This is a genomic window from Dysosmobacter sp. Sow4_B12 (assembly GCF_052116665.1).
Classification (GTDB): domain Bacteria; phylum Bacillota; class Clostridia; order Oscillospirales; family Oscillospiraceae; genus Oscillibacter.
Genome location: NZ_JBQKKR010000001.1, coordinates 649,569 through 673,559, shown reverse-complemented (window position 1 = coordinate 673,559; position 23,991 = coordinate 649,569). Strand labels below are relative to the sequence as shown.

The following is a 23,991-nucleotide window of genomic DNA, read 5'->3' as shown; positions in this document are numbered from 1 at the left end:
TTTTCCGCGGAAAACCTCTGCTTTTCCCGTGGCGGACCGCCTCACCGGGCGCGCAGCTGCCAGAAGGCCACGGCGCTGGCCGCCGCCACATTTAAAGAGTCTACCTGGTGGGCCATGGGGATGCGCACAGTATAGTCGCAGGCGGCGATGGTGTGGGACGAGAGGCCGTCTCCCTCCGTGCCCAGCACGATGGCCAGCCGTTCCTCCGCCGCAAGGCGGGGGTCCTCGATGCTGACGGAGGTGTCGCACAGGGCCATGGCGGCGGTGCGGAAGCCAAGGTCTTGCAGCCGCTTCATGCCCGGACCGGGCCAGTCGTCGGGAGTGCTTCCAATGTAGGTCCAGGGCACTTGAAACACGGTGCCCATGCTGACCCGCACTGACCGCCGGTACAGAGGGTCGCAGCAGGTGGGCGTCACCAGCACGGCATCCATGTTCAATGCGGCGGCGGAGCGGAAAATGGCGCCCACGTTGGTGGGGTCCACAATGCCCTCCAGCACCGCGACGCGCCGCTTCCCGGTACAAAGAGCCTCCACACCGGGCAGCGGCGGGCGCCGCATGGCGCACAGCACACCCCGGGTCAGAGAGTAGCCGGTCAGAGATGCCAGCAAATCCCGGCTGGCGGTGTAGATGGGGATGTCTCCGCAGCGGGCAATAATCTCCCGGGCCGGACCGTCGATCTGCCTGCGTTCCATCAAAAGGGAGACAGGCTCGTACCCGGCGTCCAGGGCCCGTTGGATCACCTTGGGGCTCTCCGCGATGAAAAGTCCCTTTTCCGGCTCCAGCCGGCGGCGAAGCTGTCCCTCCGTCAAGCGGGCAAAGGCGTCCAGGGCGGGGGAGGAAAGGTCGGAGATCTCAATGATGTTCGGCATAGGCGTCTCCTTGCAAATGATCTTTTGAAGCCATTATAGCCGTCTGGCCGAAGCGTGTCAAACAGGCGGTTCTTACGGAAATTCATATTCGAAGGAGGTGTTGGGGACCTCCAGCGCAAAGAGGGTGTTTTCACCGATTTGAAAGCGGTAAAAGGCCCGGCAGGCGGCGTGCTCATGGATGGTCCGCACCATGGCGCCGCCGGAAGGGGCCCGGAGAGGCTGGGCCGCCGGCTCCAGCAGCCTGGCTGTCAGACGGGCACGGCCTTGCCGGATGGTAACCGCACCGTCCCGGATATCCGTGGCTTTCGCCCCCAAATAGGTGGCAAGGCGGTACTGCCTGCCCTGCCAGAGGACGGCGGCGGTGACCCCTGTAACATGGAAGCCGCCCCAGGGAATATCCGCCGCGGCCAGCATCAGCGCCCCCGCCGGAAGGGCGCATTGGGTCCAGACGTATCCCTTCGGAAAGGAGCGGCCCCGGTCGCCCTCCGCGTATCCGGTTCCGTTTTGAAACACGCAGGGAACACCGTTGACCTGCAGCGTGCCTGTCACCGTGTGGCGCATACTGAATACGCTGTGGCGGCACTCCAGAAAGGGCGCATAGCGGAGGGGGCCCATGATATCGTAACGAAGGGGCGTGAAAGGGCCGAACCGGAGCGTGCCCGATGCGCGGAGGCAGGGCGCGCGAAGATGCAGGTGAAGTCCCTGGGGGCCAAAGCGGTTTTCGCCGATGGATACCTGCATGCCGTCCCCGTGGAAGGCGGAGCCGGGGAAAGGAACGCTCCAGGAGGCGGCTTCCGTGATGAGCTGGATGGAGCAGGTGGTTTTGCCGTTGGCCCTGTGAACGGCGGGGATAACGGCCAGGGTTTCTTTTTCAGACTGGCACTTATAGTACCAGCCGCAAAAATGATCGTTCATGGAAAACCTCCCGCGGCGGAAAATAAAGCGCCCCAGCCGTTCCCGCAAGGGCTTGGCAGCCGGACGAAAGTCAAGTATACTGATTAAAAAAAGAAGGAGCGGCCTATGTACTGGAACGATCTCAGCAGCCATTTAAAGGCGGCTTACGGCACAAAAGTGTATAAGCTCTCCCTGTCCTCCGGCTGCACCTGCCCCAACCGGGACGGAACACTGGGCAGCCGGGGCTGCGTTTTCTGTGATGGCTCCGGGACTTTTGCGGCAGCGGGGGATATCCGCCGGCAGCTGACGGCGGCTAAGGCCCGGGTAGCGGCCAAGGCGGGGCCGGATGCCCGCTACATCGCCTATTTCCAGTCCTTCACCAATACCTACGGCCCGGTGGACCAGCTGCGGCAGCTGTATGCGGCGGCTCTGGAACCGGAGGAGGTCGCGGCGCTGTCCATTGCCACCCGGCCGGATTGCCTGGGGCCGGAGGTGCTGGCGCTGTTGGCGGAGCTGCGGGAGAAAAAGCCCGTGTGGGTGGAGTTGGGGCTTCAGACCATCCACCCGGCCAGCGCCGCCTATATCCGCCGGGGCTATGGGCTTCCTGTGTTTGACCGGGCGGTGGCGGACCTGCGCGCCATCGGCGTGACGGTGGTGGTCCACCAGATCCTGGGCCTTCCGGGGGAGGACCGGGAGATGATGATGGAGACTGCCCGGTACATTGGGCATTCCGGCGCGGAGGGCATCAAGTTCCATCTGCTCCACGTGCTGCGGGGCACGGACCTGGCCGCGGATTGGCAGTCGGGCCGGGTGGTGCTGCCGGACCTGGAGGAGTATATCAGCCTTCTGGAGGACTGCGTCCGCAGCATTCCACGGGAAATGGTCATTCACCGCCTCACCGGGGACGGCGCCAAGCGGGACTTGCTGGCGCCGCTGTGGAGCGGAGACAAAAAGCGGGTGCTGAATGCCATCCATGCCGCTTTTCTGCGGAATGATGTGGAGCAGGGCAGTGCTTTTTGGTAACCGTTCGACGGCATGGATGCCATGACGCTTCGCCTGCTGGACATCCTCTGTATGCTGGTGTATTTTCTGTTCTCCTTGCTTCGGTGACAGGTCCGTTGGGGCCGCCTTCTTTGGGAAGGCGGCCCTCTTTTCGGTTATTGGGCGGCGGGCAGTTGGTCCAGAGAGGCAAAGGTATAGCCCATGTCCTCCCATTTGGTCAGCAGGTCATCCAGGATCTCGGCGTTGGTACGGGAGGTGGAATGCAGCAGCACGATGGCGCCGCTGTGGATGCGGGGCAGCAGCTTGGCATAGGCCTGCTCCGCCGTGGGCTGGTTATCCACATACCAGTCCACATACGCAAGGCTCCACAAAACAGTCCGGTAGCCCAGGGCCTTGGCTTGACGCAGGTTTTCGGTGTTGTATTTTCCCTGGGGCGGGCGGTAGTACCGGGGCAGTTCCTCCCCGGTGGTCTCCCGGTACAGCGCCGCCAAGGAGTCCAGCTCCTTCTGGAAGGACGCCTGGTCGGCGATGCTGGACATATCCGGGTGGTGGTAGGTGTGGTTGCCTACGATATGGCCCTCCTCCGCCATGCGGCGAATGATGTCCGGTGCCGTTTCAATCATGTTGCCCACCACAAAGAAGGCGGCGGGGGCGTTGTGCTTTTTCAGCGTGTCCAGAATGGATGCCGTATAGCCGTTTTCGTAGCCGCAGTCAAAGGTCAGGTAAATGACCTTTTGGCTGGTGTCGCCCAGATACCAGGTATCGTACTGGGCCAGCTCCTCCACGGTGGCGTTGCCCACCGGCGACTGCCCTTCCACGGGAAAGGACAGCCCCCAGTTGTCGGTGGAGGCGGGGACGGCCGCGGGGGCCGAGGCGGAGAGAGAATCCTCCTGGCCGGATACCTTCCAGACCAGCAGGGCGCAGACCAGCGCAAGCGCTGCCGCGCCCAGCGCGCGGGATAAGCGAAGCATGGACAGACCTCCTTTGAAAATCCTTGTGGATAGGTTGGCGGCATCTGAAGAAAATATGCGGCGCGGCATTTTTTTCAAAGGGGGACGCTTGCAATCCTGCTTTTCCTATGGCAAAATAGGAAATAAAAAGGGGGTGCGGTGTATGAGGATTTCCACGAAGGGGCGCTATGCCCTGCGGCTGATGCTGGATGTGGCCGCCAGCGGCGGGACGGGATATGTGTCGCTGAAGGATGTGGCGGCCCGGCAGGAGATCTCCGTGAAATATCTGGAGCAGATCGCCGGCAGCCTCAGCAAGGCCGGTATGCTCCGCAGCAGCCGGGGCTCCCAGGGCGGATACCAGCTGACCCGGCCGCCGGAGGCGTATTCCCTGGGGGAGATCCTGCGGCTGACGGAGGGAGACCTTGCGCCGGTGGCCTGCCTGGAAGGGCCGGAAAACCACTGTGAACGGTGCGATGAGTGCCCCACCCTGGATTTTTGGTCCGGTCTGTACGCGGTGGTGAACGACTATATCGACCGTTTCACCTTGGCGGACCTGCTGGCGGAGCAGCAGCGCAAGCGGTACGGCCCGGCATCCGGCACCGGCGGTGAAAAATAATATAAAAGGAGAGGCGGCTTATGCCGCCTCTCCTTTGCACCGGGGATACGTTACAGGTTCTTCTCGTAGGACTCGATCATTTTCTTGAACGTGTGTCCCGTACGACTCCTGAGATTGGAAAGATACTTATCAACGGTTTCACCTGTAAAAATCTTGATTTGAAGCCGCATAGTGCCATTTTCCTCCAGGGTAACAAAAATTCTGTCGATATATTTATCCACGAACTCCTTGTTAATGATGCCCTGGGCGGCGTCCCGCTTAGCATCATGCAGCACCCGGCGGATGGTATCAATGTGCCTTTTGAAGTCGTCGGCGGAGTCCCGCTGCTGAGTCAGCTCCATCAGCTCCTTCTGCGCCGCGTCAATCTCTTGTGCGCATTGCCTGTTCATGGAGAGAAAGTCCCGGTCGGACAGTTCGCCCAGAGCGTTGAATGTTAGCAGCTTCTGCTTTTTCTTCTCCGCCGTTTCAATCGTCTGCTCCAAAGCTGCAATGCGTTTTGCCAGGTCGCCGCTCTGGTCCAGAGACTTGTACATTTCCACATACTCCTCAATCAGCGCCTCGGCGTCGGCTTCCGTTTCACTGAATACTTCGAACAGCAGAGGCTTTAATTCGGCCTCGTAGATCGGAAAGGAAGGACAGGAGTCCGCGCCGTTTTTGATTTTTCCGGAGCAGACCCACTTGCTGTTTTTGTTTCCGGCCTTATCCACGGAATCCCGGCGGTAGTAAGCCGTGCCGCAGTGAGTGCAGTACAGCTTTCCGGTGAGCAGGTTGGCATGGTTGCAGATCCCCTGGCGGCTCTTCACATCCTCGCTGCGGCGCTTCAGCACCTTGTTGGCCTGTTCCCACAGCTCCTCGTCTACAATGGCGGGAACGATTTCGCCCGTTTCGTCCTTGAACATGACCCATTCCTCCGGTGGGAGGAACTTCTGCTTCTTGGTAAACAAGTCGATGACCTTGACTTTATTTCCCACATAGTAGCCTTTGTACTTGGGGTTGGAAATCATACCGGACATGGTGGTGTGAGCAATTTTCTTGCCGTTGTGGTTGCGGTAGCCCTTCTCCCAGAACAGGCCCTCAATCTGCTTCATGCTGTACTGGCCCGTGGCATAAAGTTCAAAGAGTTCCCGCACCATGGGGGCCTCGTCCTCGTCAATCACCAGCCGGCCGCCGTCTTTCCGGTAGCCGAAGATGCGGCTGTTTCCCAGGACCACACTGTTTTTGATGGCCTGCTGGTGTCCGAACTTCACGCGGCTGCTGAGCTTTCGCAACTCATCCTGGGCGATGCCGGACATGATGGTCAGGCGCAGTTCCGAGTCCTCGTCCAGGGTGTTGATGTTGTCGTTCTGGAAGAATACACCCACCCCGGCGTTCAGCAGCTCCCGGGTGTACTGGATGGAATCCAGGGTGTTACGGGCGAAACGGGTGATCTCCTTGGTGATGATGAGATCAAACAGCCCGGCCCGTCCAGCCTCCACCATGCGGTGGAAGTTCTCCCGTTTCTTGGTGGTGGCGGCAGACAGCCCCTCGTCAACATAGCCCTCCACATAGGTCCAGTTGGCGTTTTTGCTGATCAGTTCTTCGTAGTAGGCGATCTGGTTGCCCAGGGAGTTGAGCTGCTCGTCCGACTCACTGGACACGCGGGCGTAGAAGGTCACCCGCAGCGGAATGTCGTAGATAGACCGTGTTTTCAGCTGCTGGCGTATGTTGTGGATGTCCATGGTGCCCTCCAAAGTTCGTAAAATCATGTTCTGATTGCAGAAACTATTATATAGAACTTTGAAAGAAAAAGCAAGACGGCGATGGCAATCTGCCATCGCCGTCTTAAAAGGGCCTACAGCTGGGCCTTGGCGGCCCGGATGCGGGACTGCATCTGCAAGTATACAGGCTCGGAGATGATGCCCCGCTCATACAGATACTGGTTGTAATACAGCAGCCAGATTTCCTCAGCAGCCCTGGTCTTCCTGTCCTGCTTGACCATGATGCAGCCCCCCTTCATCCCAGTCTCCTTCGGCCAGCTCGAGGAACTTCTGCTCGACGACTCTGGCAATATAGCTGACCGGCTTTTTAACAACAGGTCTATTCGCAGGATGGTAAATGCGGTCGTAACACTCTGCGGAAATCTCTTCCACGACAATGCACAAAGTGCTATCGCCATCGGTCAGATGTTCCGCGATGATCGCCTGTACCTCATTGTTCCCTTTATATAGATGGAAAATACACTGGATGACCTCGTTGTATACAGACTGTTCCAGTGGTTCGTCATAGCGGTTAGGCAGCCATTCACACTGCTTGAGGATTACTTCTTCTAAAGAAGGAACCGGCTCTTGATTTGATTTTGTCCTATTGAAGATAGTCTCCGTCAAGTTGATCTCATTAAATTCTGGGGTAATGTCGTCTCCGGCTTCTACATCTCCGGAATTTTCATTTCTGGCTTTTTCGTCTCCGGCCTGTGCATCCCGACGGCAGAGACTGCTGCGAACGCTCTCTGAGGTGGGATGGATGATATAGCACTGTTTAAAGCGCCCAGCGTCATCGTGAGTCATCGATACCTCTACGAGATTCAGGCTTCCCAACACGCGGATATAGCGCTGGATGGTCTGGATATTACACTTGAGTACTTTAGCAACGGCCCATGTATGAATGTCAAAGTTGGGGATGGTGGTAAGGGATGCTAAGTAGCAATATATGATTTTGGCAGCAGCGGAAAGTGCTCCGGATTGTATGATACTGTTGGAAATGGCTGTATAGTTTGAGGTGGGCGCTTCATACATGTTCTTTAAGTTTTCGTTTTTGCTCGCTGTTATTATTTTCGCTGACCTCAAAATTGAGGATAGCGGAGAACTGTGAAGAACATAGAACCATCGCCAGGAATTGCGCCCGGGGACACGGTACTGCGATAAATACCCATGCTCACGGAGCTCCCTAAGAGCCTTAGCAACGCGATCGTGGCCGAGACCACAGCAACGCTGGAGCACGAGACTGGTGATGATAAAGCCGGGGATGTTGAGCAGACTGGCCAGGAGGCAGAAGAGCGCCCGGGCCAACCAAGACAGGGTGGTGTCCTTGATGAGCTCATTGGGAATTTTTGTAAAGTTACTCTTGGGGGAACTATTGTTTTGAATCATAACTCTCAATCCTTTATCTGATTGGGAGAGAGTTGCCCGTGTACGCGCGGGCTGCCTTATTCGTGCTCTCTACTCTGCCTCGCGTATCCTCCTCATACGCGGCTGGGAATTAGTAAAGAGCGTAAACGGTCTCCGTATGTGCCGGGAACTTCCAGCGATGAATCAATATATCGGCATGCATGCCATGTCCTGCGATGTTAGCACTCCCGCTACTTGCTCTCCGTCGCAAGAGACAAAAAAACCTATCAACCCCAAGTAGCTGTTACAAGGGATTAATAGGCTCAAGTCATCGGTCTGAGTTCGTGTTTTGGTATAAACTTCATTGTATATCAAAAGCTTACCAGCAAACAGAATTTTTGTCAAATTTATTCCAATGTGTAAAACGCAGAATTATTCATGGTCAGTGCTTGCTGTATTAAAGATTTTCAGCCCCTCTTGCTGGGCATACCGCAGCGTATAGGCTGTTCCTCCGCTGTCTCGGGTACAGTAGGCGATGCAGTAGGCAGACCCGTCTACGAGATGCCGCCCCTTGTAAGATATGCCTCTCTGCTGGCTCTCTGAGTCACGCAGACGGCCTTGTCGTACAATGGGAGTCCTAGCGGCATGCTCCGCCTGCTACTTGTCGCTCCAGCGACTTGTATAGCCCTAGAAGGGGTAAACGAGGATGACCTTTATCTGCGGGTATTCCGTCGCTCTGAGACAGAGCAGCAGCTTAGCGACCTCGGTATCATACTCCTTACTTTATAATCTTTATCTAAAATAATGTGCCACAGTCACGTCGGCTCTCCAGTGTGCCAGATGAAACACGCTGACCGCCATCAGCGCCAGGCGGTCGTAGCGGATGGGGCGACCATTTTGCATCATGTTCCGCCGGATGCTGCCCCGGCAGATGTACGGGGAGTTAATGCGGCGCATATCTGGATTCCGGCGCCAGTCCTCGCCAGCCCGCTCAAAGGCCGCCTGGACCTCAGCGAGCAGCTGTGCGCGATAGGTAGGGTCCGCTGCCATCCGGGAGATGTAAAGACTGTACATCTCCTGGATGTGTTGCCGCCGGAGGGCGTGCAGGTTGAGCTTGTTCCGCAGTTCGCTGCCGGAAAAGACCTTGTCGTTTTCACGGAGTCCATCAAAATAACCTTTGACAAATTCAACGTCCTCCGGCGCAATGCGCTGAAGCTGACGCTTGCCGCCCTTGCCCTTTTCCACCACGACGTAAGTATCCCCGTCCACGGTGATGAGGTCCCGCCCCAGAAGGGCGGCGTATTCCGCACGGCGGATGCCGACCCGCTTGGCGAACTCCACCAGCCGCCGATGCTCCTTACCAGTGGCGTCTGCATCGGCCCGCCCAGCCAGGGAGGAAGGGATGCTACGGCCCTTCTGAGGAGCGCTGGTCCGCCGGGGCTTGTCAAAGTCGGCCATCCGTACTCCAGTTTCCATGAGAGCCTTGCAGATAGCGGCAGCAGCGGTATGTATGGTATTCTCGCTCTTGCCGCTCTCCGCTAGGGCGTCGAGATAAGCCTGGATATGCCGGGCGGCCTCCTCGTCAGAGCAGCGGCTCTTGACACCCTGTTCCTTCAGCCAGACAGCAAATTTCTTCGTTTCTCTGAGATAAACGGTCAGCGTGCTGGAACTGTGGATGTAGAGGTTATCGGGGTCCTCCCGACGTTTCATTCCCCTGCCTTTTCGGTACATTTCATGCAGCGTGGACTGCATCCTATTTTGTAGATTTGCCATCTTCCAGACCTCCTTTTTATATCAACAACATCAGATCAGACGCTGATGTGCCGTCCCCGGACTAGAAAGTCCTGTTCAGTATAAGTAACAATTTCTCGGTTTCCCGATGCCGTTGTCATCCGGCCTTGACGCTGGGGTAAGTGCTTTTTTGCTGTTTTCCTCCTTTCCTAAAATCGAGTTGCCGGGTTATTTTCCAACCTTTGGCCGGAAAATAACCCACAACGAACCGGACTGACAGCCTCACTGAAGGGGTGAGGCTGTCAGTCCGTGAACAGGCAGAGACTGTCGGCGATACGCTATGCGTTCTCGTCGGCAGTCTCTGTCATGGGGCCGGGTGCGTATGCTCCTTGCTCCTTTGGAGCTATGGTGAATACGACAACACGGCATAATTACGTTTTCGATATAACTTCTTTATCTGCCTGAAGTATACACTCGAACAGATTTATTGTCAAATTTGAATTGGATGACAAAGGGACTTCCACAGACGAAATGTCCATGGGAGTCCCTTTGATTCATATTTCATGGTCAATTAACCACTGGAGGATTTCTGCATAACCGCATTCATCAGCGGCAACAGAAAGAATCAGGTCAGATAGTTCCTTCTGTTCATAGTTCAGCTCCACACCGTTCAAGGCAAGGAATACCAGCATAGTGTGGGCACCGATACGCTTGTTTCCGTCGATGAATGGGTGGTTTTTTACCAGCCCAAAAGCCAGTCGAGCAGCTTTTTGTTGGAGAGATGGGTATGCATCTGTTCCACCAAAACTCTGAAATGGTGCAGATAATGCGGATTGAAGCATTCCTTCATCCCGTAAGCCTTGAGACCCTCCCGTCTCCTCACATAACTGCTTATGCAAAAGAAGAATTTGTTGAGTGGTTAGAATCTTCATTTTGCCAGTTCCTCATAGGCTTCTCTGTTCTTTGCGATGAGCCTCTCGGATATTTTCAAAACATCTTCGTCCGGGGCTGACTGCACCGCCTCTGCCTGATTGAATTCTACAATCAGGTACTTCGGGACGTTGTTTTTGAGAATGACTACAGAGCCGTTCTTATCCACCATTCTGGCGACCTTTGAAAAATTTTGATTCGCTTCTGTGATGGATATTAAGTTGTCGGTATTTACCATCATATAGCTCACTCCTTCTGCTTTATTATACGCCATAAATAGGATAAATACAACCTATTTTTAGCTCTTGCAGAAGCTGTACTTTTCACCTTTTTAATAGCAAAAAAAGTGTGGCGGCCACTACAGCAACCACACTTTTTCCTCTTTGAAGGGTTGAAATAATAACCCCTAAAACCACTCCAGGCTCAGTTTAGACTTGTATTTTCCTCATCAATATATTCTATGATATCGCAAACCGGGCATTGCAGTATCCGGCAGAGCTGATTTATCGTATTAGTAGAAATACTGTTCCCCTGCTTGATGCTATAATATGTTGCTCGGGAAAACCCGGCTTTTTCAAGTCCATATGAGGTGACACCCTTACGTTTCATTGTTTCAAACAGCGGTTTGTAACTTATCATCTCAGACCTCTTGCGCATAATGATTCTCAAGAGTATTATTTGATAATAAGTATATTTGTCGTTTTTTGTCTTGAATATGTATGAATATCCGAGTATAATTTGGAGGGTAAAAAAGGGGGAGTTATCATGCTCAAGAAGATATCAAACAAATTTTCGCTCATTTTAGCTTTTATGATGATTTTGTCCATCTGTCAAATTCCGGCTGTTGCATCGGGTGATTTCACCGATGTTCCCAGTACCTTCTGGGCATACACGGAGATTACCGAGGCAGTCAACAAAGGCATTACCAACGGTTATGCCGACGGCACCTTCAAGCCCCGCAACAGCGTCACCAACGCCCATTTCTGCGCATTCCTGGCCCGGGCGTTCTATGCAGATGAGTACGTAGATGGCACAAAGAGCCCTTGGTACAAAGTCTACACTGACGTGTTGGATGAGCATGGTATCCTGGATGAGACTACGTTGAGTAAAGACTTCAACAGCAACATCAACAAGCCCATCAATCGGTACGATATGGCCCAGATGATGTACCACATCCTCAAGGATAAGAATGCCAAGATGCCTTCCAATGCTGAAATGGCCGCAGCCAGAAATGCTATCGGCGACTGGGACGGTGTTCCTGCCGAATACCGTGGCGCTGTGTCCCTCTGCTACGCTATGGGCGTCCTGAACGGACAGAGTGATGGCAACTTCGGTGGTAACAACCTGATGAACCGTGGCCAGGGTTGTGTGGTCGTGTATCGACTGACTCAGAAGATTGAGACCGGAAGCACCGGAATTGAGCCTTCTGTGCCGGAAAAGCCGGAAGAGCCTAAGCAGCCCAGCAAGCCTTCCTCTGGTACACAGACGTTGTCCAATGGCAAGGCTGTTACCGAAGAAAATGTCGCTGCGCTTCTGGAGGAGTTAAAGGATAAATACCCACATAAGGGATACTATGATGTTTCTAAAAGTTATTATTTCGCAGCTATGAATGCAAATGGACATGATTGTGCAGCACTTGCATTCATGGTAAGCGATGACATTTTCGGTACAGAAGCAACACTTTATTCCCATCAGAATTATGAATCCATTAAACTTGGTGATATTATTGAGCAGAAGGATGAAAATGGTAATTCTGTTCACTGGGCTGTGGTTAATGAATTTGGAGTAGAACCGAGTGGGAAAAGGTATGTGACAACGGTAAGTGGTGGTCCCACAGGGAAAATTAGCTGGACTTACACTTATTACCCGGAAAACATGGACAACGAAACTATCTGGTCTCGGTATAATAAGTGACAGAAAAGCACTCCCCATGCATAGCATGGGGAGTGCTTTATTTTTATTGAATTAAACTATCTAAATAAAAGAAACTGCAAATGTATATCCCCAATATATTTGACAGATTTTTAAGAACTGGGTATTATTCAAAAGAAAAGGATGTCCCCTCGGATTGAGGGGACATCCTTTTGAAAATTATGCAGGCTGAGGTGTCTGGCGCAACTGGTCAATGCGCTCCAGTAGCCTGGTATCTCGTGCGGGCAACGGGGTTGTGATGGCTTGCTCAAACACAGTCCGCATACCAACCAGTATCAGAGACTTTCTGGCACGAGATGCAGCTGTGTACATCATGTTGCGAGACCACATATGGAGATGTTCGGGGACAATGGGGACAATCACATAATCATATTATAGCGATAGGTAACCATTTGAAATTATCGCCAGGTTTTCCCCCGCTCCACACCGTGCATGCGAGTTTTCCCGCACACGGCGTTCCATCGTTTCGCTTAATAACACTTTTACATCATAGATTAGAGTTGAATTTCACTTCTGGCGGGATTCTTACCTCTTCGCTCTTCTTCACTGGCTCATCACCTACATTTCGCAATGTCGGTGCCTCTTTTTGGCTTACTCAACATCCAATGTAAAATGATGTGTAGTGTTTATTAGTGTAACGACTTGTGGCCATTCCTCCATCCCTGTTACAGGGACTTCTCTGGTTCGACCACTACTTTTCAGCACCAGTTCGGCGACTTATTATTCTTCGTTCGCCTATTCCCACGAGGGGAACCTGATACCTTTCCTCGTTCCCTTATTCCTATCTTTGCATATTCTCTTTTAGGTCTCTGCTATGAGCCTGTCGGATTCATGCACGCCTGCCGCACATAGGGTATTTCATAGTAGCAGATTCTTACTTTACCCCACCGACGCCCCCTTTGGGGGAACTCCATGTTTCCATGTATCGCCAGTTTAGACCCGTACATTCGCAGATTCGTCAGTGTTCTTCACACATTCTAACCATGAGAGATTTATAGACCCCCGGCATATCATTTCCCATATCTTTTACTCTAAGTTTTCCAGACAGGTGGGCTCTAACCGCTTTTGAACCAATCCGTACTTACCTATTTCATTGACTTAGGTACTCTTTCTGCCGACTTCACCGAGCTTCTGACCGTTAGACTTTCGTCTTATACAGCCAGTCGGAGGATTAGGGACAGTCCTTCAAGGGGGTTGTCCGGTTTTATCCGGCCCTATCATTTGACTGTTCGGATTAAGAGTTCTCCTTAGATACTTCTCAACTTTCGTTGATTCGACTTCTAAGTGCCTAACCTTTTCAGTTAGGAACGAGTCGCACCACTGCCTTGAGCCTTGTGAACTGTCAGAGCATACGCCAAATCCAGCAGAGCAGACTCTTGAATTTCCGAGCGGCTGTATGTGACCACATCCCCAAAGCCAAACAGGACTGTAATGTAAACTTCACCATTACAATTACTGATGTTAGTGATGCGGCCTATATCTCCATTACGAGCATACTCATTGTTTTTGGTTTGAATCACTCTATCTCCAAGGCGGAACAAAGTCCCACCAATAGGAACCTCTAACTTTTCGGGGTTAGCTGGGTTAACGATTGCCTGGGCCGAATCATTCATAACCGCAGTGCTGCACACTCCGCCAGCACTGCCTATCGGAGACAGGAGTTGTACTTTTTGCCCCTCCATTGTTTTACTGGCGAAAATTGAAAGCGCAAGCATCTCAGCATCGCGAGATGAAAGTGTTTCTAATAACTGTAAAGAATCATCCAGAGGAATATCTGTCCGCCCATCCCGAATATATCCAATGGCCTGAGCAAGACAACCGCCATTTACTTGACGGAAATTATCAGTCAGCCGATGCACAGGCAGTCCGCTGGCAATCAGATCCGCCAGGATTCGGCCTGGTCCCACGGCGGGAAGCTGGTCTGGGTCTCCTACCAGCACAATGCGAGTCTGGGTGGAGACGGTACGAAGCAGGTCTGCCAACAGATTGGTCGATAACATAGATGCTTCATCTACAACAACAAGCTTGGCAGCCAACTCGCCATCAGCATATCGGCGATAGCCACAGCCGGTGTACAGCACCGAATGGATTGTTGACGCCTCCCTGCCTGTTTGCTCACTCATGCGGTGAGCCGCTTTTCCTGTGGGGGCCATCAAAAGGGTGCTATTGCCCAAGGCCAGCTCTGCGGCGGTACACAGCACATCAAGCATCGTGGTTTTCCCGCTTCCAGGCCCGCCTGTGATAATACACAGGCGGGCCTGGAGTCCGCCTATGGCGGCACTCCGTTGGGAAGGGGAGAGCTGGATACCCAAGTGCTCCTCAGCATCTCGGACGGCTGAGACAACATCAAAGGGATTCAGGGGGGCATGGTTGGTAATGTATTCTGCACATTTCCAAGCAAGATATTGCTCATTGTTCCCGGTTACGGTCAGCGCATAGGCATCCCCGATGTGCAGCAGGCTCCCATTGCCAGAAAGCTCTCCTAATGCTCCTAAAATGTGGCTTTCAGGCAAATAAGGGTAAGCGGCTTGACAGCGGGCAACAATATCACATTCTTGCTGATAGACGTCTCCGTTCTTTTCAAATTTGAAAATAGATTCCAATACTTTTTCTGTGGTTTTCACATTAATTTTCCTCCTTTAATAGTTATCAGTTTTTTTGAGGTGCATATCATCCTGAATATTTTTCATGGAGTCGACCCAAGAGGCGAACGAGCCAGAACCCGCAGTGCATCTATTCAGGGTCGGATGCTTCTTTGCGTATTCCCAGGCGTCTGCCGCCGCATATTCCGGGGTATGGCCTGCGAGGAGAGCATCTCGGCCAATATCCATGCACTGCACATAGTCCTTTAAGGTTTCAGGTACGTCCGGGAGACGCATATCGAAAAATACGGCTTCTCCGCCACAGGGTAAATCTACCCGCTCGGGGGGCTTAGGCCCAGTTTGGTCATACCACAGGTAGAGCACTTTTCCGTGGTTCCAGTCGAGTTCAGGACTTTTCTTGGAACCCCAGTGTAGCGCGGCTTCTGCCGTTTCCAGCGTTTCCGACGAGTATTTTCCAAACTCGCTGAGGATGACAACCGGAATGGTGGATTCCTGATTAATTTTGATTGTAAGTGTCATAACAATAGCTGCCATATTGGTTTCCTCCTTAAAATAAGTGTTTTTTGTGTTGTATATTTAAAGAGACGGCTTTCACCTATAAAGGGCGCAGCTGTCTCGGATTTTATTGAGTGGAGGTTCATCTCCTTTTTCCTCTGCCTTTTCCGGACAGGAGGTATTGACAAAAGAAAAAGGACCCAGCTTCCGCATTGGCGGAGTTGAGTCCTTCCTGTGTCGTATGAATTATTATGTTCGGCGTAACTTCATTTTCTGCCTATATTTTACCCACTATCAAATTTGTTGTCAAATTAGTGTGAGAAACGGGCATTTCAAATTTGGCGTGGTTTTGGGTTTGATTTTTCTCCTTCTCCAAAAAGAAAGCGGCGAGGGCAACGCTTCGCAAAATCGGCTCATTCAAGAAGACGAATGACCTTGGCTGCGAGCTGACTTCCGCTGGGACGAAAAGGAGTGAAGGAACAGACTGTACAGCGCTTTTCCATCGTCGAAGATATCGAACGATTTTTTCACAATTTCGTCCAACTGTATTGCATAATTCGCTCGATTCAAATATACTATATATAGAGAATTCGAAAGGAGGAATTAAATCATGTCAATCACTGCAACTGAATTAAAAAGCAATCTTGGGAAGTATCTGATGCTTGCGGCGACAGAGGATATTTTTATCACCAAAAATGGCAAGGTCGTTGCGAAGCTGTCTAATCCACATCAGGACAGAGTAGACATGGCAAAATCTCTGTTTGGAATTCTGCCTGCTGACATTACCTTGGAAGAAGCAAAAACAGAAAGGTTAAACCAGATATGAGAGTTGTTATTGACACCTGTATTATTGTGGATGCTCTTCAAGCTCGTGAACCGTTCTATCAGGATGCGCAGTCGATTTTCCTGCTCTGTGCAAACCAGCAATTCGAAGGTTTTTTGACGGCAAAGTCAATTACCGACATTTACTACCTGACTCATCGGCAGACACATAGCGATAAAGATACGCGAGATGTTCTGTCTAAACTTTGCGCTTTGTTCGGGTTACTTGACACAACAGAGCTTGACATTCGCAAGGCAATTTCCTCTGAAATTTCTGATTTTGAAGATGCTGTCATGGTAGAAACGGCTATGCGCTCTGATATGGATGGTATTGTGACACGAAACACAAAGGATTATAAAAAATCACCACTCTCCGTTTACTCACCGTTAGAATTTGTAAAATTACTGACAGAGGAAACAACCAGCGATTGCGAGGATTGATTATTGAGCAGATGCCGCCTTTCGGGCGGCATCTGCTTTTTCATTATTCCTTTATCCGAAACTGCTCCACTTCGTCATAAGACAAATCGGAAACCTTTTTGCCTACTTTTTTTGAATAATCCATCATAGCTGAAAGATTAAATGGGCACGGCGGAGGGCTTTTGCATGGGTCGATAGGAGCATAGAAACTCGGCGGCGGTGTTCTTCCTTCCCAATATTTTGCTAATTTCAGTTCACTCATAATCTGGACTCCAGAGCTGCTTTATAGTTTCATCTATAATTTTATTATACCACATATCAGCCATTGTGAGAAGTTTTCTTACATCTGGTTATGTCCCTTTTTGTAGTAAAGTGATATAATAAAACCAGAAGATGAATGGGGCGAGTGTTTTGAAGTGAAAAATTGAAAGCTGTTGCTGTTATTTCACAATCTAATATATCAATCTGCGTTTATTTACAGAGGAGGTATTTCAAAATGAAGCGAATTCTATCTCTATTCCTCATATTCATCCTATCCCTGTCCCTTTGTGTCCCAGCCATGGCGGCTGTGTCTGGCTTCAAAAAAATCAACACCTATACTGTAGGGCAGTTCATGGATGTTCCTGCTGATAGCTGGTGTGCTGACAACGTGAAGACTGTTTATGAATACGGCATCATGGGTGGTAAATCCACTACATATTTTGATATAACAGGAAATTTGACGATTGCTCAGACCATTGTGATGGCCGCCCGCCTGCATAGTTCCGCTCACGGGAAGGGCGTTGAGTTCGAGTCCAGCACCCCCTGGTATCAGTCCTGTCTGGACTACGCCAAGCAGAACGGCATTTACTGTGACTACGAGCGGTTTGACGTTCCTATCACCCGGGCTGAATTCGCCCGTATTTTGAACAGTACCTCCCCTTACATCGGATTGCCCGAAATCAGCAAAATCGAAGACGGCGCTATCCCCGATATCACTATGGATTCTCCCTGTTACGATGCCGTGTACCGCCTATACCGTGCCGGAGTTTTGACTGGAAATGATAAAAAGGGCACATTCGCTCCAAACAGCAATATCTCCCGTGGAGCAGCGGCGGCTATTATCGGACGTATGGCAGACCCCAGCCTGCGGAAATCTATCGCCCTCGAAAAGAATCCTTTTGAGCCCGTCCCGATGGACCAGCTTGCGAATTTAACCAGCCTCAAAAAGAAATGCACGGATGCCGAGTTGCAGCAGGCTTATGATAAAGCCCTGGAAATCGTCACTCCTCTGGCAAAAAAGAGCCGTGAGGAACAGCTCAAGGGCATCATGAAGGCGCTCCGAAAAATGTACGACGACGGGATGTCTTACTCCACAGATTCTCCCCATTATAATGACCCTTACGGCTATTTCGTACTCGGCGTGGCTTCCTGTGCAGGATGTGCCCGGGCTACCGGACTGTGCCTGAATATCCTCGGCATCCCTTACGAGCACGTCAATGAAAATCAGTGGTCCCACCAATGGTGCCGGGTCAACATCGACGGTACTTACTGGATTTGTGATGCTTATGGACTGTATGCCGGACCTGAGCCCGGCCCGTATCAGCATCCTTATGTCTGAATTGAAAGGAAGATTGTCATTGTACGGTAAAGAAGTCCAGGATGCTTTAACATCCTGGGCTTCTTTATGAGTTGTTGCCCTACTAAATCTGCAAAGAAGCAATGTATCGAATGGTAACGCTGTGCCCAATTGCGGTTCTGTCAGCCCGCTGATAGTTCATAGTTCGTACGGGCGCCATTTTCTTGACCATCTGGCCGCCGACAGAGCCGGCCTCACGGGAGGTCAGATCGCCGTTGTAGCCTTCCTTCAGATTGACGCCGACCTCCCTTGATGTTCCCACTACATCTTAAACTCGCCTTTTTCGGTGAGAATAAGATGTTCGAGGTACGCCGACCTGGGTGTGAGTCTCCATAACATCAAAGGGGATGATCATTTGTTTGTGGAACAAGAGAGCATATAGCTTTCAATCACAACAAGTCAGGTCACGGCCTGTGCCGGCAAATCACGAAGTGAGAAATCATCAAGTTCACCGATGAACTTATAAAAGATGCGAACACTTTGCTGAAAGGGCTGATTCCGATGCGTTGCTTTCACAGCTCCATCAGGAAGGATTTTCGGCCCTACCTCGATTCGCTTTACGAAGGTAACCAGCGTATCCCGATCGAGTTCCTCAATATGCGTGTATTTGCTTGTCAGATTGAAAAATGCTTTGTAGCTTTGCTGAGCTTCGCTGACAGGGTCGATACCACTCAGACTGGCAACAGTCTTTTCAAGTCCGCAGGACTCCTTCTGCAGATCCTCCAGCATTCGCTCCAGCCGATTATCATCAATTTTGCCCTCCGCATTATCTGTGTAGAGCTTTGTGATGATCTTATCGATTGTTGCCAGACGCGTTCTGGCCTTTTGCAGCTGGATCTGCCTTGCTTTGATCAGATTGTCATCGCCGGCTTTCCGCATTGCTTCGCGGATGACTGCCTCTTTGCTCTCAGGGCTCAGGTCTATCAAAGCGTTCAAATCCTGCCGGACTACTTCAACAAGATCGCTGTACCGGATTCTGACGCCGGTGCAGGGATTGGCGATATCTTGACGCTGCTTTATACATGAGAGATACCAGTACTTTTCGCGTTCTCCCTTATAGACTGTTCCGCATGAACATAGCGCATGTCCGCACTTCGCACAAAATGCGATTCCGGAGAAGATACTTCGGCGCACCTGGTCATACTGCCGGAAGTCAAGTGAACCTTTCCCCAAATTGATCTGAGCAAGTTCAAATTGCTCCTGAGATACTATTGGCGTGTGCGTATTTTCTGTTACTGCCCACTGATCTTTCGGCACATGGAGCTTCTTTTTGGATTTGACACTGGCTTTCTTGGTCTTACCCAGAAGCGTATGCCCAAGGTAAACAGAGTTCTTCAGGATCCGCTTTACTGTCGTATAGTTCCAAAGATCCGAAGCTCTGGCAGCCCCATTTTCCGAGAAGTTTCCTTGATAGAGCACCTTATACTTCAACGGAGGAATGATGCCATCATCATTCAGATCCATTGCAATCTTTCGACTTGAGTCGCCTCTTGCGGCACAATCGAATATCCTCTGAACAATTGGAGCGGTTTCCTCATCCGGGATCAGTCGGTTCTTGTTTCGGGGATCCTTTTCATAGCCATACGGAGCAGCTGCACAATACAGCCCCTTCTCACGCTTAGCTTTCAGGACCTCTTTCACTTTTCTTGACCCATCCCGCAGGTAGACTTCATTCATGGCAAATTGGAACGGTGCCATAATGTTCTCTTGCTCAGTGTCAAAGTTATCTGCTACTGTCAGATACCGAATATTTCTCTCTGGGAAAAACTGCTCAGCATAGTAGCTGGCCTCTCGCATATCTCTGCCGAGTCGCGAAAGGTCTTTTGTAATGACGATATTTGCCTTGCCCTGTTCTAAGAGTGCAATCATTTCCTGGAATGCCGGTCTATCAAAGTTGCCGCCAGACCATCCATCATCAGCGAATACCCGCGCCAAAATGATATCATTCCGGTCACAATAATCCTGAATGATCATACGCTGGTTCTTAATGCTGGAAGACTCACCCTCAGCCGCTTCCTCGTTGGAAAGTCGCAGGTAGGCAAATGCAATTCTGCGAATGTCGGTTCTCACATTAACCTCCTTCGACGAACCGACCCACTAAGGGTATTATACGGCATCGTCTGTACTTTCGTCAAAGGTAGTCTTTTCTTTTTTTTCGTGGACAAGACGATCCACAATGAGGTCAGAGACTGTCCGGTCTCCGGAAAAAGTGCGGTGGACAAGGTAAGTTGCATCACCCAACTTGATTTCGTTCATTTGAGTTGCTTCGCCTCCACCGCTATTTTGTACTGTTTCAGTGGCCATCATGCAGGCCCCCTTCTACTAGACTAAAGAGCTCTTCATAATGAATGTAGAAAAGAGGGGGGCTTTGACCACCCTTCAAGAAAACTTTTTTTGATAATATATCTTGACCAAGCCTATGACATTATCACTCTGTTATCCAATCAGACTAAGAAAATACCTCTTGCCAAGTTCAAGTACAAGCCTATCTCTTTTGACTTGAAAGGCTTGTTGGACTGACAAATATTTTAAATTTCGTTTTTTGGAATGAGACAAATAAACCGAAGTATGCTACAATATAGCCATAGTTCGGAACTTTTTGCTGTCCTTTTCGTCTATATAGACAAGGAACAGTTAGACAAACTTGAATTTGTAGAGGTTATATTGTGATAAGAACAGTCAAGGAAGATGAAAGGACAGTACACAATGAAAATCAAAGGGGTTTTAGCACTCGCAACAGCAATTCTGATTTTGTGCGTTATTTATGCAGCAAATGTCCAAATGTTTCATATCAACGAAGAAGGTATCGATGTAAACGGAATTCGTTTTCCACTGTTCTATGAGCGAATCGATGCAAAAATTCCAATATCTAATGAGGAAACGGTTTATATTGAACTCAAAACAACGCCTTTTAGCAAGAGCACCTATTATGAATGTGGAACCGAATCTTCCTATGCAAAATTAAATTGTTCTTCTGGCGAATTTCATATCAAAACATCATCTTTAAGTGAAAACAACACATGGGATGAAATTGCTGAGGGCACAAAAGCGAGAGAAGAAGTCGGTTCGGATTTTTATTCTCCACTTTTGCATCACTCAGCTGAAGGATATGCATCGGGTGAGGGATTACGTCTGAACACTGATTTTGGCTTATACGAAATTCGTTAAAAAGAATTATGCCCACACACAGGGAGATGACTTAACGTCATCTCCCCATTTTTAATATATGGGATGGGCAATGGCGGGAGATTTGTTCCTGCCCCATTGCCTTTTCTCTCCTTGCATGCCTCAAATTAAATGTCCATTGCTCGATAATTCCAATTTGTTGAACTGAATAGCATATACTGACCGATAGGAGCAAGGTTGAAACCCACCTTGCTCCTATTCGTTTGTCAATGAGCATTCATACAAAATGAATAAAAAGGTCAGTTATACATACCAATACTTATCTCGGACAGAGACTAATATAAAGAAAAAAGGCGGAGGCCCTGAATCTCTTTGCAGGGTCTCCGCCTTTTTTACGTTTTTAATGCTTGGAAAGTAAGGAGCTTGTTTTGGCGATTAGTGATTGTATTTCTTTTCCGGTCTGAACTGAATCCCGAAACTCCGGAGCAAGAAACAGCAGAGCGCTTCTGATGTTTAATAAATCCGTCCTGTCAATAGTCTCCTCTTGAAGATGTTTGTGCGTCTTAAAATATCTTAGTCTGATTGGCTCACTGACAGACTGTGGTGCGAAATACGAGACGATGATCCCATCGATCAGAGCCGTTTCTTCAGCAGTAAAACACATGATACTCCCTCCCAATTCCTACATATGGTAGCACAAGTATGCCCACCGTACAAGATAGTCAGCGAGAGAGAAATAATTAAAAACCTCGTATGATTTCACGCATTGACAATTAGCAAAATCTGTGCTAAGGAACCTCACCTTCTGATACCAAAACAAGGTATCAGAAATTTTTTTATTTTTTTCTTCTTGGGAGGGTGGTCAAAGAGGGGGTCATTTCTACATTCATTACGAGAGGTGCATTTGAAGTGTTTTACATCTTCTCAACCGCAGTCTCTCACTCTATCCCCTGGCAAGTGTACCTTGAAAAATGAATACGACTCCAAGACATCACCGTGTTCGAGCCACTATGAGCAAGTGAAAGAAGATCGGTCAATCTTCGTTGCGACAACAGCACGGGAAAATAATGGTACTCTCGTCCGGCTAGGTCACAAGCCGAGGGACGACGCACCCACAAGCATGGGCCGAGGCTGAAATGCCTGTGCCCCCGCGACCAGGGGGCTTGGAGTCGATTTTATATTTCGTGAAGGGAGGTGTATGAGATGAGCTGCACACAAAAGAGACAGTTGGTTCGATTCCCAAAAGTCCGGATTCTGAAGCAGTGGTTCAGACATTTCAATGATCATAAAGAGTTCCATAATGAAGGGAACCTTCATCTTTTTAGCCTGATGGCACTTTTCAGTTATGCGAACTTCAGGTCGAACGAGCGAGTCATCAATGGGGTGAGATACATGGAGTCACCCGGCCAGTGGGTCTGCAAATTAGGCTCTTTGCCGAGAATCCTTCGAGTCCACTCCAAAGCACAGGCACTGGATCTGATGAAGTACTTTGAGGAAAAAGGCTTCCTGCAATTCGAAGTTATTGATGAAGATCAGGAGATCATCCGGTACACCATCAATGACTGGAAACGCCACTGTACGCATTTGGCGTATAACTACTACAGTTACAAAGGATCTGGTTTCTTTTTCTTCCCGCTGCCGATAGGCCGACTTCTCCTAAGAGCCGCAAAAACTGAGGGACGAATTGTGTTCAGCGAGTTAGACGCACTCATGGACATGTGGCTTCACACGATTGTCAATGACCCGTCTGTGAAAGGATCGGAATACATGCCGGTCGTCTACTACTCCAATATGCACGGTATGCCGCTCCTCTCATATACCTACCTTGCAAAGCGCTGGGGTTGGTCTAAATCCCGAGTCGGTCGATTTATGATCAAAGCCGGTGAATATGGAATCATCAGCCGCGTGAGCTTTTCCAGTTCTCGCGGCTCTGTTATTTCTGTATGTCGGTATCGCGAGATGATCTATGGAGATGCCTGTGAAGAACTGGAGTTCCATGGAATCGGAGAAATCATAGGAATTGGCAAAGCGATTGATGTGGTCAAAGAGGGCCATGAGCAGATCAATGTCAGCATCGAAACCCGCGTCCCACCGGCAAAAACAATCGGTCGAGCGAGGAAAGCCTTGAAAATACAGGTGTTTCTCGTATCTCGATCCTCTTTTTTTGCGCGGCAGATTCCTTTAGTCTTCTATACGGCTTTAGACTGGGAAGTGTGTAAAGAAGAACAGGGTAATCGTGACCCGCCCTTAAACGCAGCAGAAAGAAGGGAGATGAAAGAATGAAATCTGATAGCATGCCTGCATTCGCACTTGAAAAGGAAGCTCTGAAAACTGAGATTGAGGCTGGTATCCAGACAGGTGTTGAGCAGATGGAGTCTGGTCAGAAAGGCAAGAAACCAGTGGAGAAATATCACAACACCCGGCACCTTCTCAGACAGTATCGTAAGGTAGCCTATGCTGTAGAAATCTCTGAAACTGACATGAATGTCAGAATGGAGATGGAGCATGGTACCAGGTTGTCCACACTGAAGGTCAATGCAGAATTGGCTGGAGTAGATTTGTCCGGCTCCAAGATTGAGAGTTATGCGAGGACTGTCATCCGAAGCAAGAATATGCTTCAGATCATTGAAAATGCGTTGGATGCCGTGAGAAAGGATCCGGATCATGGGGAATTGATGTACCAGATTCTCTATCTCACATACTTCACAAAAAAACGACTGCCTAATCGAGATGCCATTTTGGTTGAGCTCGATCGTCTGGGTTTTCCTATGTCGATGGTGACTTACCACAGCTATCTCAACATGGCCATCCAAGCAATTGATCGTATTTTGTGGGGTTACACAGCTCGCGACTGCATGGAAATCATCAAAGAATTTCTTCCCTGAACTATAATTGAACTG

26 protein-coding genes and 1 pseudogene are annotated in these 23,991 nt (G+C 50.2%); 10 read left to right on the top strand and 17 right to left on the bottom strand.

Translation table 11 applies throughout. From position 1 onward, the window contains the following. Positions 1-41 precede the first annotated feature (41 nt). Positions 42-869, bottom strand: coding sequence for a TrmH family RNA methyltransferase (locus ACTQ4R_RS03545; RefSeq protein WP_441625870.1), 828 nt, complete (start codon positions 867-869; stop codon positions 42-44). Positions 870-941: 72 nt separating this feature from the next. After that, positions 942-1,784, bottom strand: a complete 843-nt coding sequence (locus ACTQ4R_RS03540) for a hypothetical protein (RefSeq protein WP_441625868.1) — start codon at positions 1,782-1,784, stop codon at positions 942-944. A 105-nt stretch (positions 1,785-1,889) separates the two neighbouring features. Here ACTQ4R_RS03540 and ACTQ4R_RS03535 point away from each other — a divergent pair, with 105 nt between their 5' ends. After that, complete coding sequence (locus ACTQ4R_RS03535) at positions 1,890-2,786, top strand: TIGR01212 family radical SAM protein (RefSeq protein ID WP_441625866.1); 897 nt, start codon at positions 1,890-1,892, stop codon at positions 2,784-2,786. Between the two features lie 134 nt (positions 2,787-2,920). Here the strand turns inward: ACTQ4R_RS03535 and ACTQ4R_RS03530 are convergent, their stop codons facing one another. Next, positions 2,921-3,736: a polysaccharide deacetylase family protein gene (locus ACTQ4R_RS03530; protein ID WP_441625864.1), complete on the bottom strand. Its 816-nt coding sequence runs from the start codon at positions 3,734-3,736 to the stop codon at positions 2,921-2,923. Between the two features lie 142 nt (positions 3,737-3,878). Between ACTQ4R_RS03530 and ACTQ4R_RS03525 the strand changes: the two genes are divergently transcribed. After that, the gene (locus ACTQ4R_RS03525) at positions 3,879-4,331 is read left to right on the top strand and encodes an RrF2 family transcriptional regulator (RefSeq protein WP_441625862.1); all 453 of its coding nucleotides are present in this window, start codon (positions 3,879-3,881) and stop codon (positions 4,329-4,331) included. A 50-nt stretch (positions 4,332-4,381) separates the two neighbouring features. On the opposite strand, the gene ACTQ4R_RS03520 is transcribed toward ACTQ4R_RS03525, so the two are convergent. The 7 genes from ACTQ4R_RS03520 to ACTQ4R_RS03490 form a co-directional block, all read right to left on the bottom strand. After that, the gene (locus ACTQ4R_RS03520) at positions 4,382-6,076 is read right to left on the bottom strand and encodes a recombinase family protein (RefSeq protein WP_441625860.1); all 1,695 of its coding nucleotides are present in this window, start codon (positions 6,074-6,076) and stop codon (positions 4,382-4,384) included. A gap of 86 nt (positions 6,077-6,162) precedes the next feature. After that, complete coding sequence (locus ACTQ4R_RS03515; RefSeq protein ID WP_441625858.1) at positions 6,163-6,309, bottom strand: hypothetical protein; 147 nt, start codon at positions 6,307-6,309, stop codon at positions 6,163-6,165. Next, entirely contained in the window at positions 6,275-7,456 is a 1,182-nt protein-coding gene (locus tag ACTQ4R_RS03510) for a hypothetical protein (RefSeq protein WP_441625856.1), read from the bottom strand. Before ACTQ4R_RS03510 ends, ACTQ4R_RS03515 begins: the two co-directional genes overlap by 35 nt. 750 nt (positions 7,457-8,206) lie before the next feature. Continuing rightward, positions 8,207-9,124 (bottom strand): hypothetical protein, encoded by a 918-nt coding sequence (locus ACTQ4R_RS03505; RefSeq protein ID WP_441625854.1) that lies wholly within the window; start codon positions 9,122-9,124, stop codon positions 8,207-8,209. A gap of 575 nt (positions 9,125-9,699) precedes the next feature. After that, a complete protein-coding gene (locus tag ACTQ4R_RS03500; RefSeq protein WP_441625852.1) occupies positions 9,700-10,077 on the bottom strand; it encodes a type II toxin-antitoxin system death-on-curing family toxin in 378 nt (125 codons plus the stop codon). Continuing rightward, complete coding sequence (locus ACTQ4R_RS03495; protein WP_441625850.1) at positions 10,074-10,316, bottom strand: type II toxin-antitoxin system Phd/YefM family antitoxin; 243 nt, start codon at positions 10,314-10,316, stop codon at positions 10,074-10,076. The genes ACTQ4R_RS03500 and ACTQ4R_RS03495 overlap by 4 nt, the downstream gene beginning before the upstream one ends. A gap of 182 nt (positions 10,317-10,498) precedes the next feature. Further along, positions 10,499-10,684, bottom strand: coding sequence for a helix-turn-helix domain-containing protein (locus tag ACTQ4R_RS03490; RefSeq protein WP_441626016.1), 186 nt, complete (start codon positions 10,682-10,684; stop codon positions 10,499-10,501). Between the two features lie 156 nt (positions 10,685-10,840). Here ACTQ4R_RS03490 and ACTQ4R_RS03485 point away from each other — a divergent pair, with 156 nt between their 5' ends. Beyond that, a complete protein-coding gene (locus ACTQ4R_RS03485) occupies positions 10,841-11,989 on the top strand; it encodes an S-layer homology domain-containing protein (RefSeq protein WP_441625848.1) in 1,149 nt (382 codons plus the stop codon). 177 nt (positions 11,990-12,166) lie between these two features. Here the strand turns inward: ACTQ4R_RS03485 and ACTQ4R_RS03480 are convergent, their stop codons facing one another. The 3 genes from ACTQ4R_RS03480 to ACTQ4R_RS03470 all read right to left on the bottom strand — a co-directional run bounded on the left by ACTQ4R_RS03480 (position 12,167) and on the right by ACTQ4R_RS03470 (position 15,144). Further along, positions 12,167-12,370, bottom strand: coding sequence for a hypothetical protein (locus tag ACTQ4R_RS03480; RefSeq protein ID WP_441625846.1), 204 nt, complete (start codon positions 12,368-12,370; stop codon positions 12,167-12,169). A 938-nt stretch (positions 12,371-13,308) separates the two neighbouring features. Then, positions 13,309-14,631 (bottom strand): ATP-dependent DNA helicase, encoded by a 1,323-nt coding sequence (locus ACTQ4R_RS03475; RefSeq protein ID WP_441625844.1) that lies wholly within the window; start codon positions 14,629-14,631, stop codon positions 13,309-13,311. 15 nt (positions 14,632-14,646) lie between these two features. Next, positions 14,647-15,144 carry a hypothetical protein gene (locus ACTQ4R_RS03470; protein WP_441625842.1) on the bottom strand — a complete coding sequence of 166 codons (498 nt, stop codon included), beginning with the start codon at positions 15,142-15,144 and terminating at the stop codon, positions 14,647-14,649. A gap of 142 nt (positions 15,145-15,286) precedes the next feature. Between ACTQ4R_RS03470 and ACTQ4R_RS03465 the strand changes: the two genes are divergently transcribed. The 3 genes from ACTQ4R_RS03465 (at position 15,287) to ACTQ4R_RS03455 (ending at position 16,368) form a co-directional block, all read left to right on the top strand. Beyond that, on the top strand, positions 15,287-15,538 hold the full coding sequence (locus tag ACTQ4R_RS03465; protein ID WP_441625840.1) for a hypothetical protein: 252 nt from the start codon (positions 15,287-15,289) through the stop codon (positions 15,536-15,538). A 177-nt stretch (positions 15,539-15,715) separates the two neighbouring features. Further along, a complete protein-coding gene (locus ACTQ4R_RS03460) occupies positions 15,716-15,931 on the top strand; it encodes a type II toxin-antitoxin system Phd/YefM family antitoxin (RefSeq protein WP_441625838.1) in 216 nt (71 codons plus the stop codon). Then, positions 15,928-16,368, top strand: a complete 441-nt coding sequence (locus ACTQ4R_RS03455) for a PIN domain-containing protein (protein WP_441625836.1) — start codon at positions 15,928-15,930, stop codon at positions 16,366-16,368. Before ACTQ4R_RS03460 ends, ACTQ4R_RS03455 begins: the two co-directional genes overlap by 4 nt. Before the next feature lie 43 nt (positions 16,369-16,411). Here the strand turns inward: ACTQ4R_RS03455 and ACTQ4R_RS03450 are convergent, their stop codons facing one another. After that, on the bottom strand, positions 16,412-16,609 hold the full coding sequence (locus ACTQ4R_RS03450; protein WP_441625834.1) for a hypothetical protein: 198 nt from the start codon (positions 16,607-16,609) through the stop codon (positions 16,412-16,414). Between the two features lie 234 nt (positions 16,610-16,843). Between ACTQ4R_RS03450 and ACTQ4R_RS03445 the strand changes: the two genes are divergently transcribed. Next, a complete protein-coding gene (locus tag ACTQ4R_RS03445; RefSeq protein ID WP_441625833.1) occupies positions 16,844-17,947 on the top strand; it encodes an S-layer homology domain-containing protein in 1,104 nt (367 codons plus the stop codon). A 175-nt stretch (positions 17,948-18,122) separates the two neighbouring features. Here the strand turns inward: ACTQ4R_RS03445 and ACTQ4R_RS03440 are convergent. The 3 genes and pseudogenes from ACTQ4R_RS03440 to ACTQ4R_RS03430 all read right to left on the bottom strand — a co-directional run. Further along, positions 18,123-18,218 (bottom strand): annotated as a pseudogene (locus tag ACTQ4R_RS03440) (alpha/beta-type small acid-soluble spore protein); the annotation flags it as partial. Positions 18,219-18,364: 146 nt separating this feature from the next. Further along, positions 18,365-20,035 (bottom strand): recombinase family protein, encoded by a 1,671-nt coding sequence (locus tag ACTQ4R_RS03435; RefSeq protein ID WP_441625831.1) that lies wholly within the window; start codon positions 20,033-20,035, stop codon positions 18,365-18,367. 36 nt (positions 20,036-20,071) lie between these two features. Beyond that, on the bottom strand, positions 20,072-20,272 hold the full coding sequence (locus ACTQ4R_RS03430) for a hypothetical protein (RefSeq protein ID WP_441625829.1): 201 nt from the start codon (positions 20,270-20,272) through the stop codon (positions 20,072-20,074). 381 nt (positions 20,273-20,653) lie between these two features. On the opposite strand from ACTQ4R_RS03430, the gene ACTQ4R_RS03425 reads away from it, so the two are divergent. The 3 genes from ACTQ4R_RS03425 to ACTQ4R_RS03415 all read left to right on the top strand — a co-directional run bounded on the left by ACTQ4R_RS03425 (position 20,654) and on the right by ACTQ4R_RS03415 (position 23,976). Beyond that, on the top strand, positions 20,654-21,133 hold the full coding sequence (locus ACTQ4R_RS03425; protein WP_441625827.1) for a hypothetical protein: 480 nt from the start codon (positions 20,654-20,656) through the stop codon (positions 21,131-21,133). 1,161 nt (positions 21,134-22,294) lie between these two features. Further along, a complete protein-coding gene (locus ACTQ4R_RS03420) occupies positions 22,295-23,374 on the top strand; it encodes a hypothetical protein (RefSeq protein WP_441625825.1) in 1,080 nt (359 codons plus the stop codon). Further along, positions 23,371-23,976 (top strand): hypothetical protein, encoded by a 606-nt coding sequence (locus ACTQ4R_RS03415; protein ID WP_441625823.1) that lies wholly within the window; start codon positions 23,371-23,373, stop codon positions 23,974-23,976. The genes ACTQ4R_RS03420 and ACTQ4R_RS03415 overlap by 4 nt, the downstream gene beginning before the upstream one ends. Positions 23,977-23,991 lie beyond the last annotated feature (15 nt).

Excerpts from the sequence above, each read along its gene's own strand:
- ACTQ4R_RS03500 (WP_441625852.1), bottom strand. The coding sequence starts at position 10,077 with ATGAAGATTCTAACCACTCAACAAATTCTTCTTTTGCATAAGCAGTTA.
- ACTQ4R_RS03520 (WP_441625860.1), bottom strand. The coding sequence starts at position 6,076 with ATGATTTTACGAACTTTGGAGGGCACCATGGACATCCACAACATACGC.
- ACTQ4R_RS03470 (WP_441625842.1), bottom strand. The coding sequence starts at position 15,144 with ATGGCAGCTATTGTTATGACACTTACAATCAAAATTAATCAGGAATCC.
- ACTQ4R_RS03510 (WP_441625856.1), bottom strand. The coding sequence starts at position 7,456 with ATGATTCAAAACAATAGTTCCCCCAAGAGTAACTTTACAAAAATTCCC.
- ACTQ4R_RS03430 (WP_441625829.1), bottom strand. The coding sequence starts at position 20,272 with ATGATGGCCACTGAAACAGTACAAAATAGCGGTGGAGGCGAAGCAACT.
- ACTQ4R_RS03460 (WP_441625838.1), top strand. The coding sequence starts at position 15,716 with ATGTCAATCACTGCAACTGAATTAAAAAGCAATCTTGGGAAGTATCTG.
- ACTQ4R_RS03495 (WP_441625850.1), bottom strand. The coding sequence starts at position 10,316 with ATGATGGTAAATACCGACAACTTAATATCCATCACAGAAGCGAATCAA.
- ACTQ4R_RS03420 (WP_441625825.1), top strand. The coding sequence starts at position 22,295 with ATGAGCTGCACACAAAAGAGACAGTTGGTTCGATTCCCAAAAGTCCGG.
- ACTQ4R_RS03445 (WP_441625833.1), top strand. The coding sequence starts at position 16,844 with ATGAAGCGAATTCTATCTCTATTCCTCATATTCATCCTATCCCTGTCC.
- ACTQ4R_RS03525 (WP_441625862.1), top strand. The coding sequence starts at position 3,879 with ATGAGGATTTCCACGAAGGGGCGCTATGCCCTGCGGCTGATGCTGGAT.
- ACTQ4R_RS03485 (WP_441625848.1), top strand. The coding sequence starts at position 10,841 with ATGCTCAAGAAGATATCAAACAAATTTTCGCTCATTTTAGCTTTTATG.
- ACTQ4R_RS03535 (WP_441625866.1), top strand. The coding sequence starts at position 1,890 with ATGTACTGGAACGATCTCAGCAGCCATTTAAAGGCGGCTTACGGCACA.
- ACTQ4R_RS03545 (WP_441625870.1), bottom strand. The coding sequence starts at position 869 with ATGCCGAACATCATTGAGATCTCCGACCTTTCCTCCCCCGCCCTGGAC.
- ACTQ4R_RS03455 (WP_441625836.1), top strand. The coding sequence starts at position 15,928 with ATGAGAGTTGTTATTGACACCTGTATTATTGTGGATGCTCTTCAAGCT.
- ACTQ4R_RS03425 (WP_441625827.1), top strand. The coding sequence starts at position 20,654 with ATGAAAGGACAGTACACAATGAAAATCAAAGGGGTTTTAGCACTCGCA.
- ACTQ4R_RS03490 (WP_441626016.1), bottom strand. The coding sequence starts at position 10,684 with ATGAAACGTAAGGGTGTCACCTCATATGGACTTGAAAAAGCCGGGTTT.
- ACTQ4R_RS03415 (WP_441625823.1), top strand. The coding sequence starts at position 23,371 with ATGAAATCTGATAGCATGCCTGCATTCGCACTTGAAAAGGAAGCTCTG.
- ACTQ4R_RS03540 (WP_441625868.1), bottom strand. The coding sequence starts at position 1,784 with ATGAACGATCATTTTTGCGGCTGGTACTATAAGTGCCAGTCTGAAAAA.
- ACTQ4R_RS03515 (WP_441625858.1), bottom strand. The coding sequence starts at position 6,309 with ATGGTCAAGCAGGACAGGAAGACCAGGGCTGCTGAGGAAATCTGGCTG.
- ACTQ4R_RS03450 (WP_441625834.1), bottom strand. The coding sequence starts at position 16,609 with ATGAGTGAACTGAAATTAGCAAAATATTGGGAAGGAAGAACACCGCCG.
- ACTQ4R_RS03505 (WP_441625854.1), bottom strand. The coding sequence starts at position 9,124 with ATGAAACGTCGGGAGGACCCCGATAACCTCTACATCCACAGTTCCAGC.
- ACTQ4R_RS03530 (WP_441625864.1), bottom strand. The coding sequence starts at position 3,736 with ATGCTTCGCTTATCCCGCGCGCTGGGCGCGGCAGCGCTTGCGCTGGTC.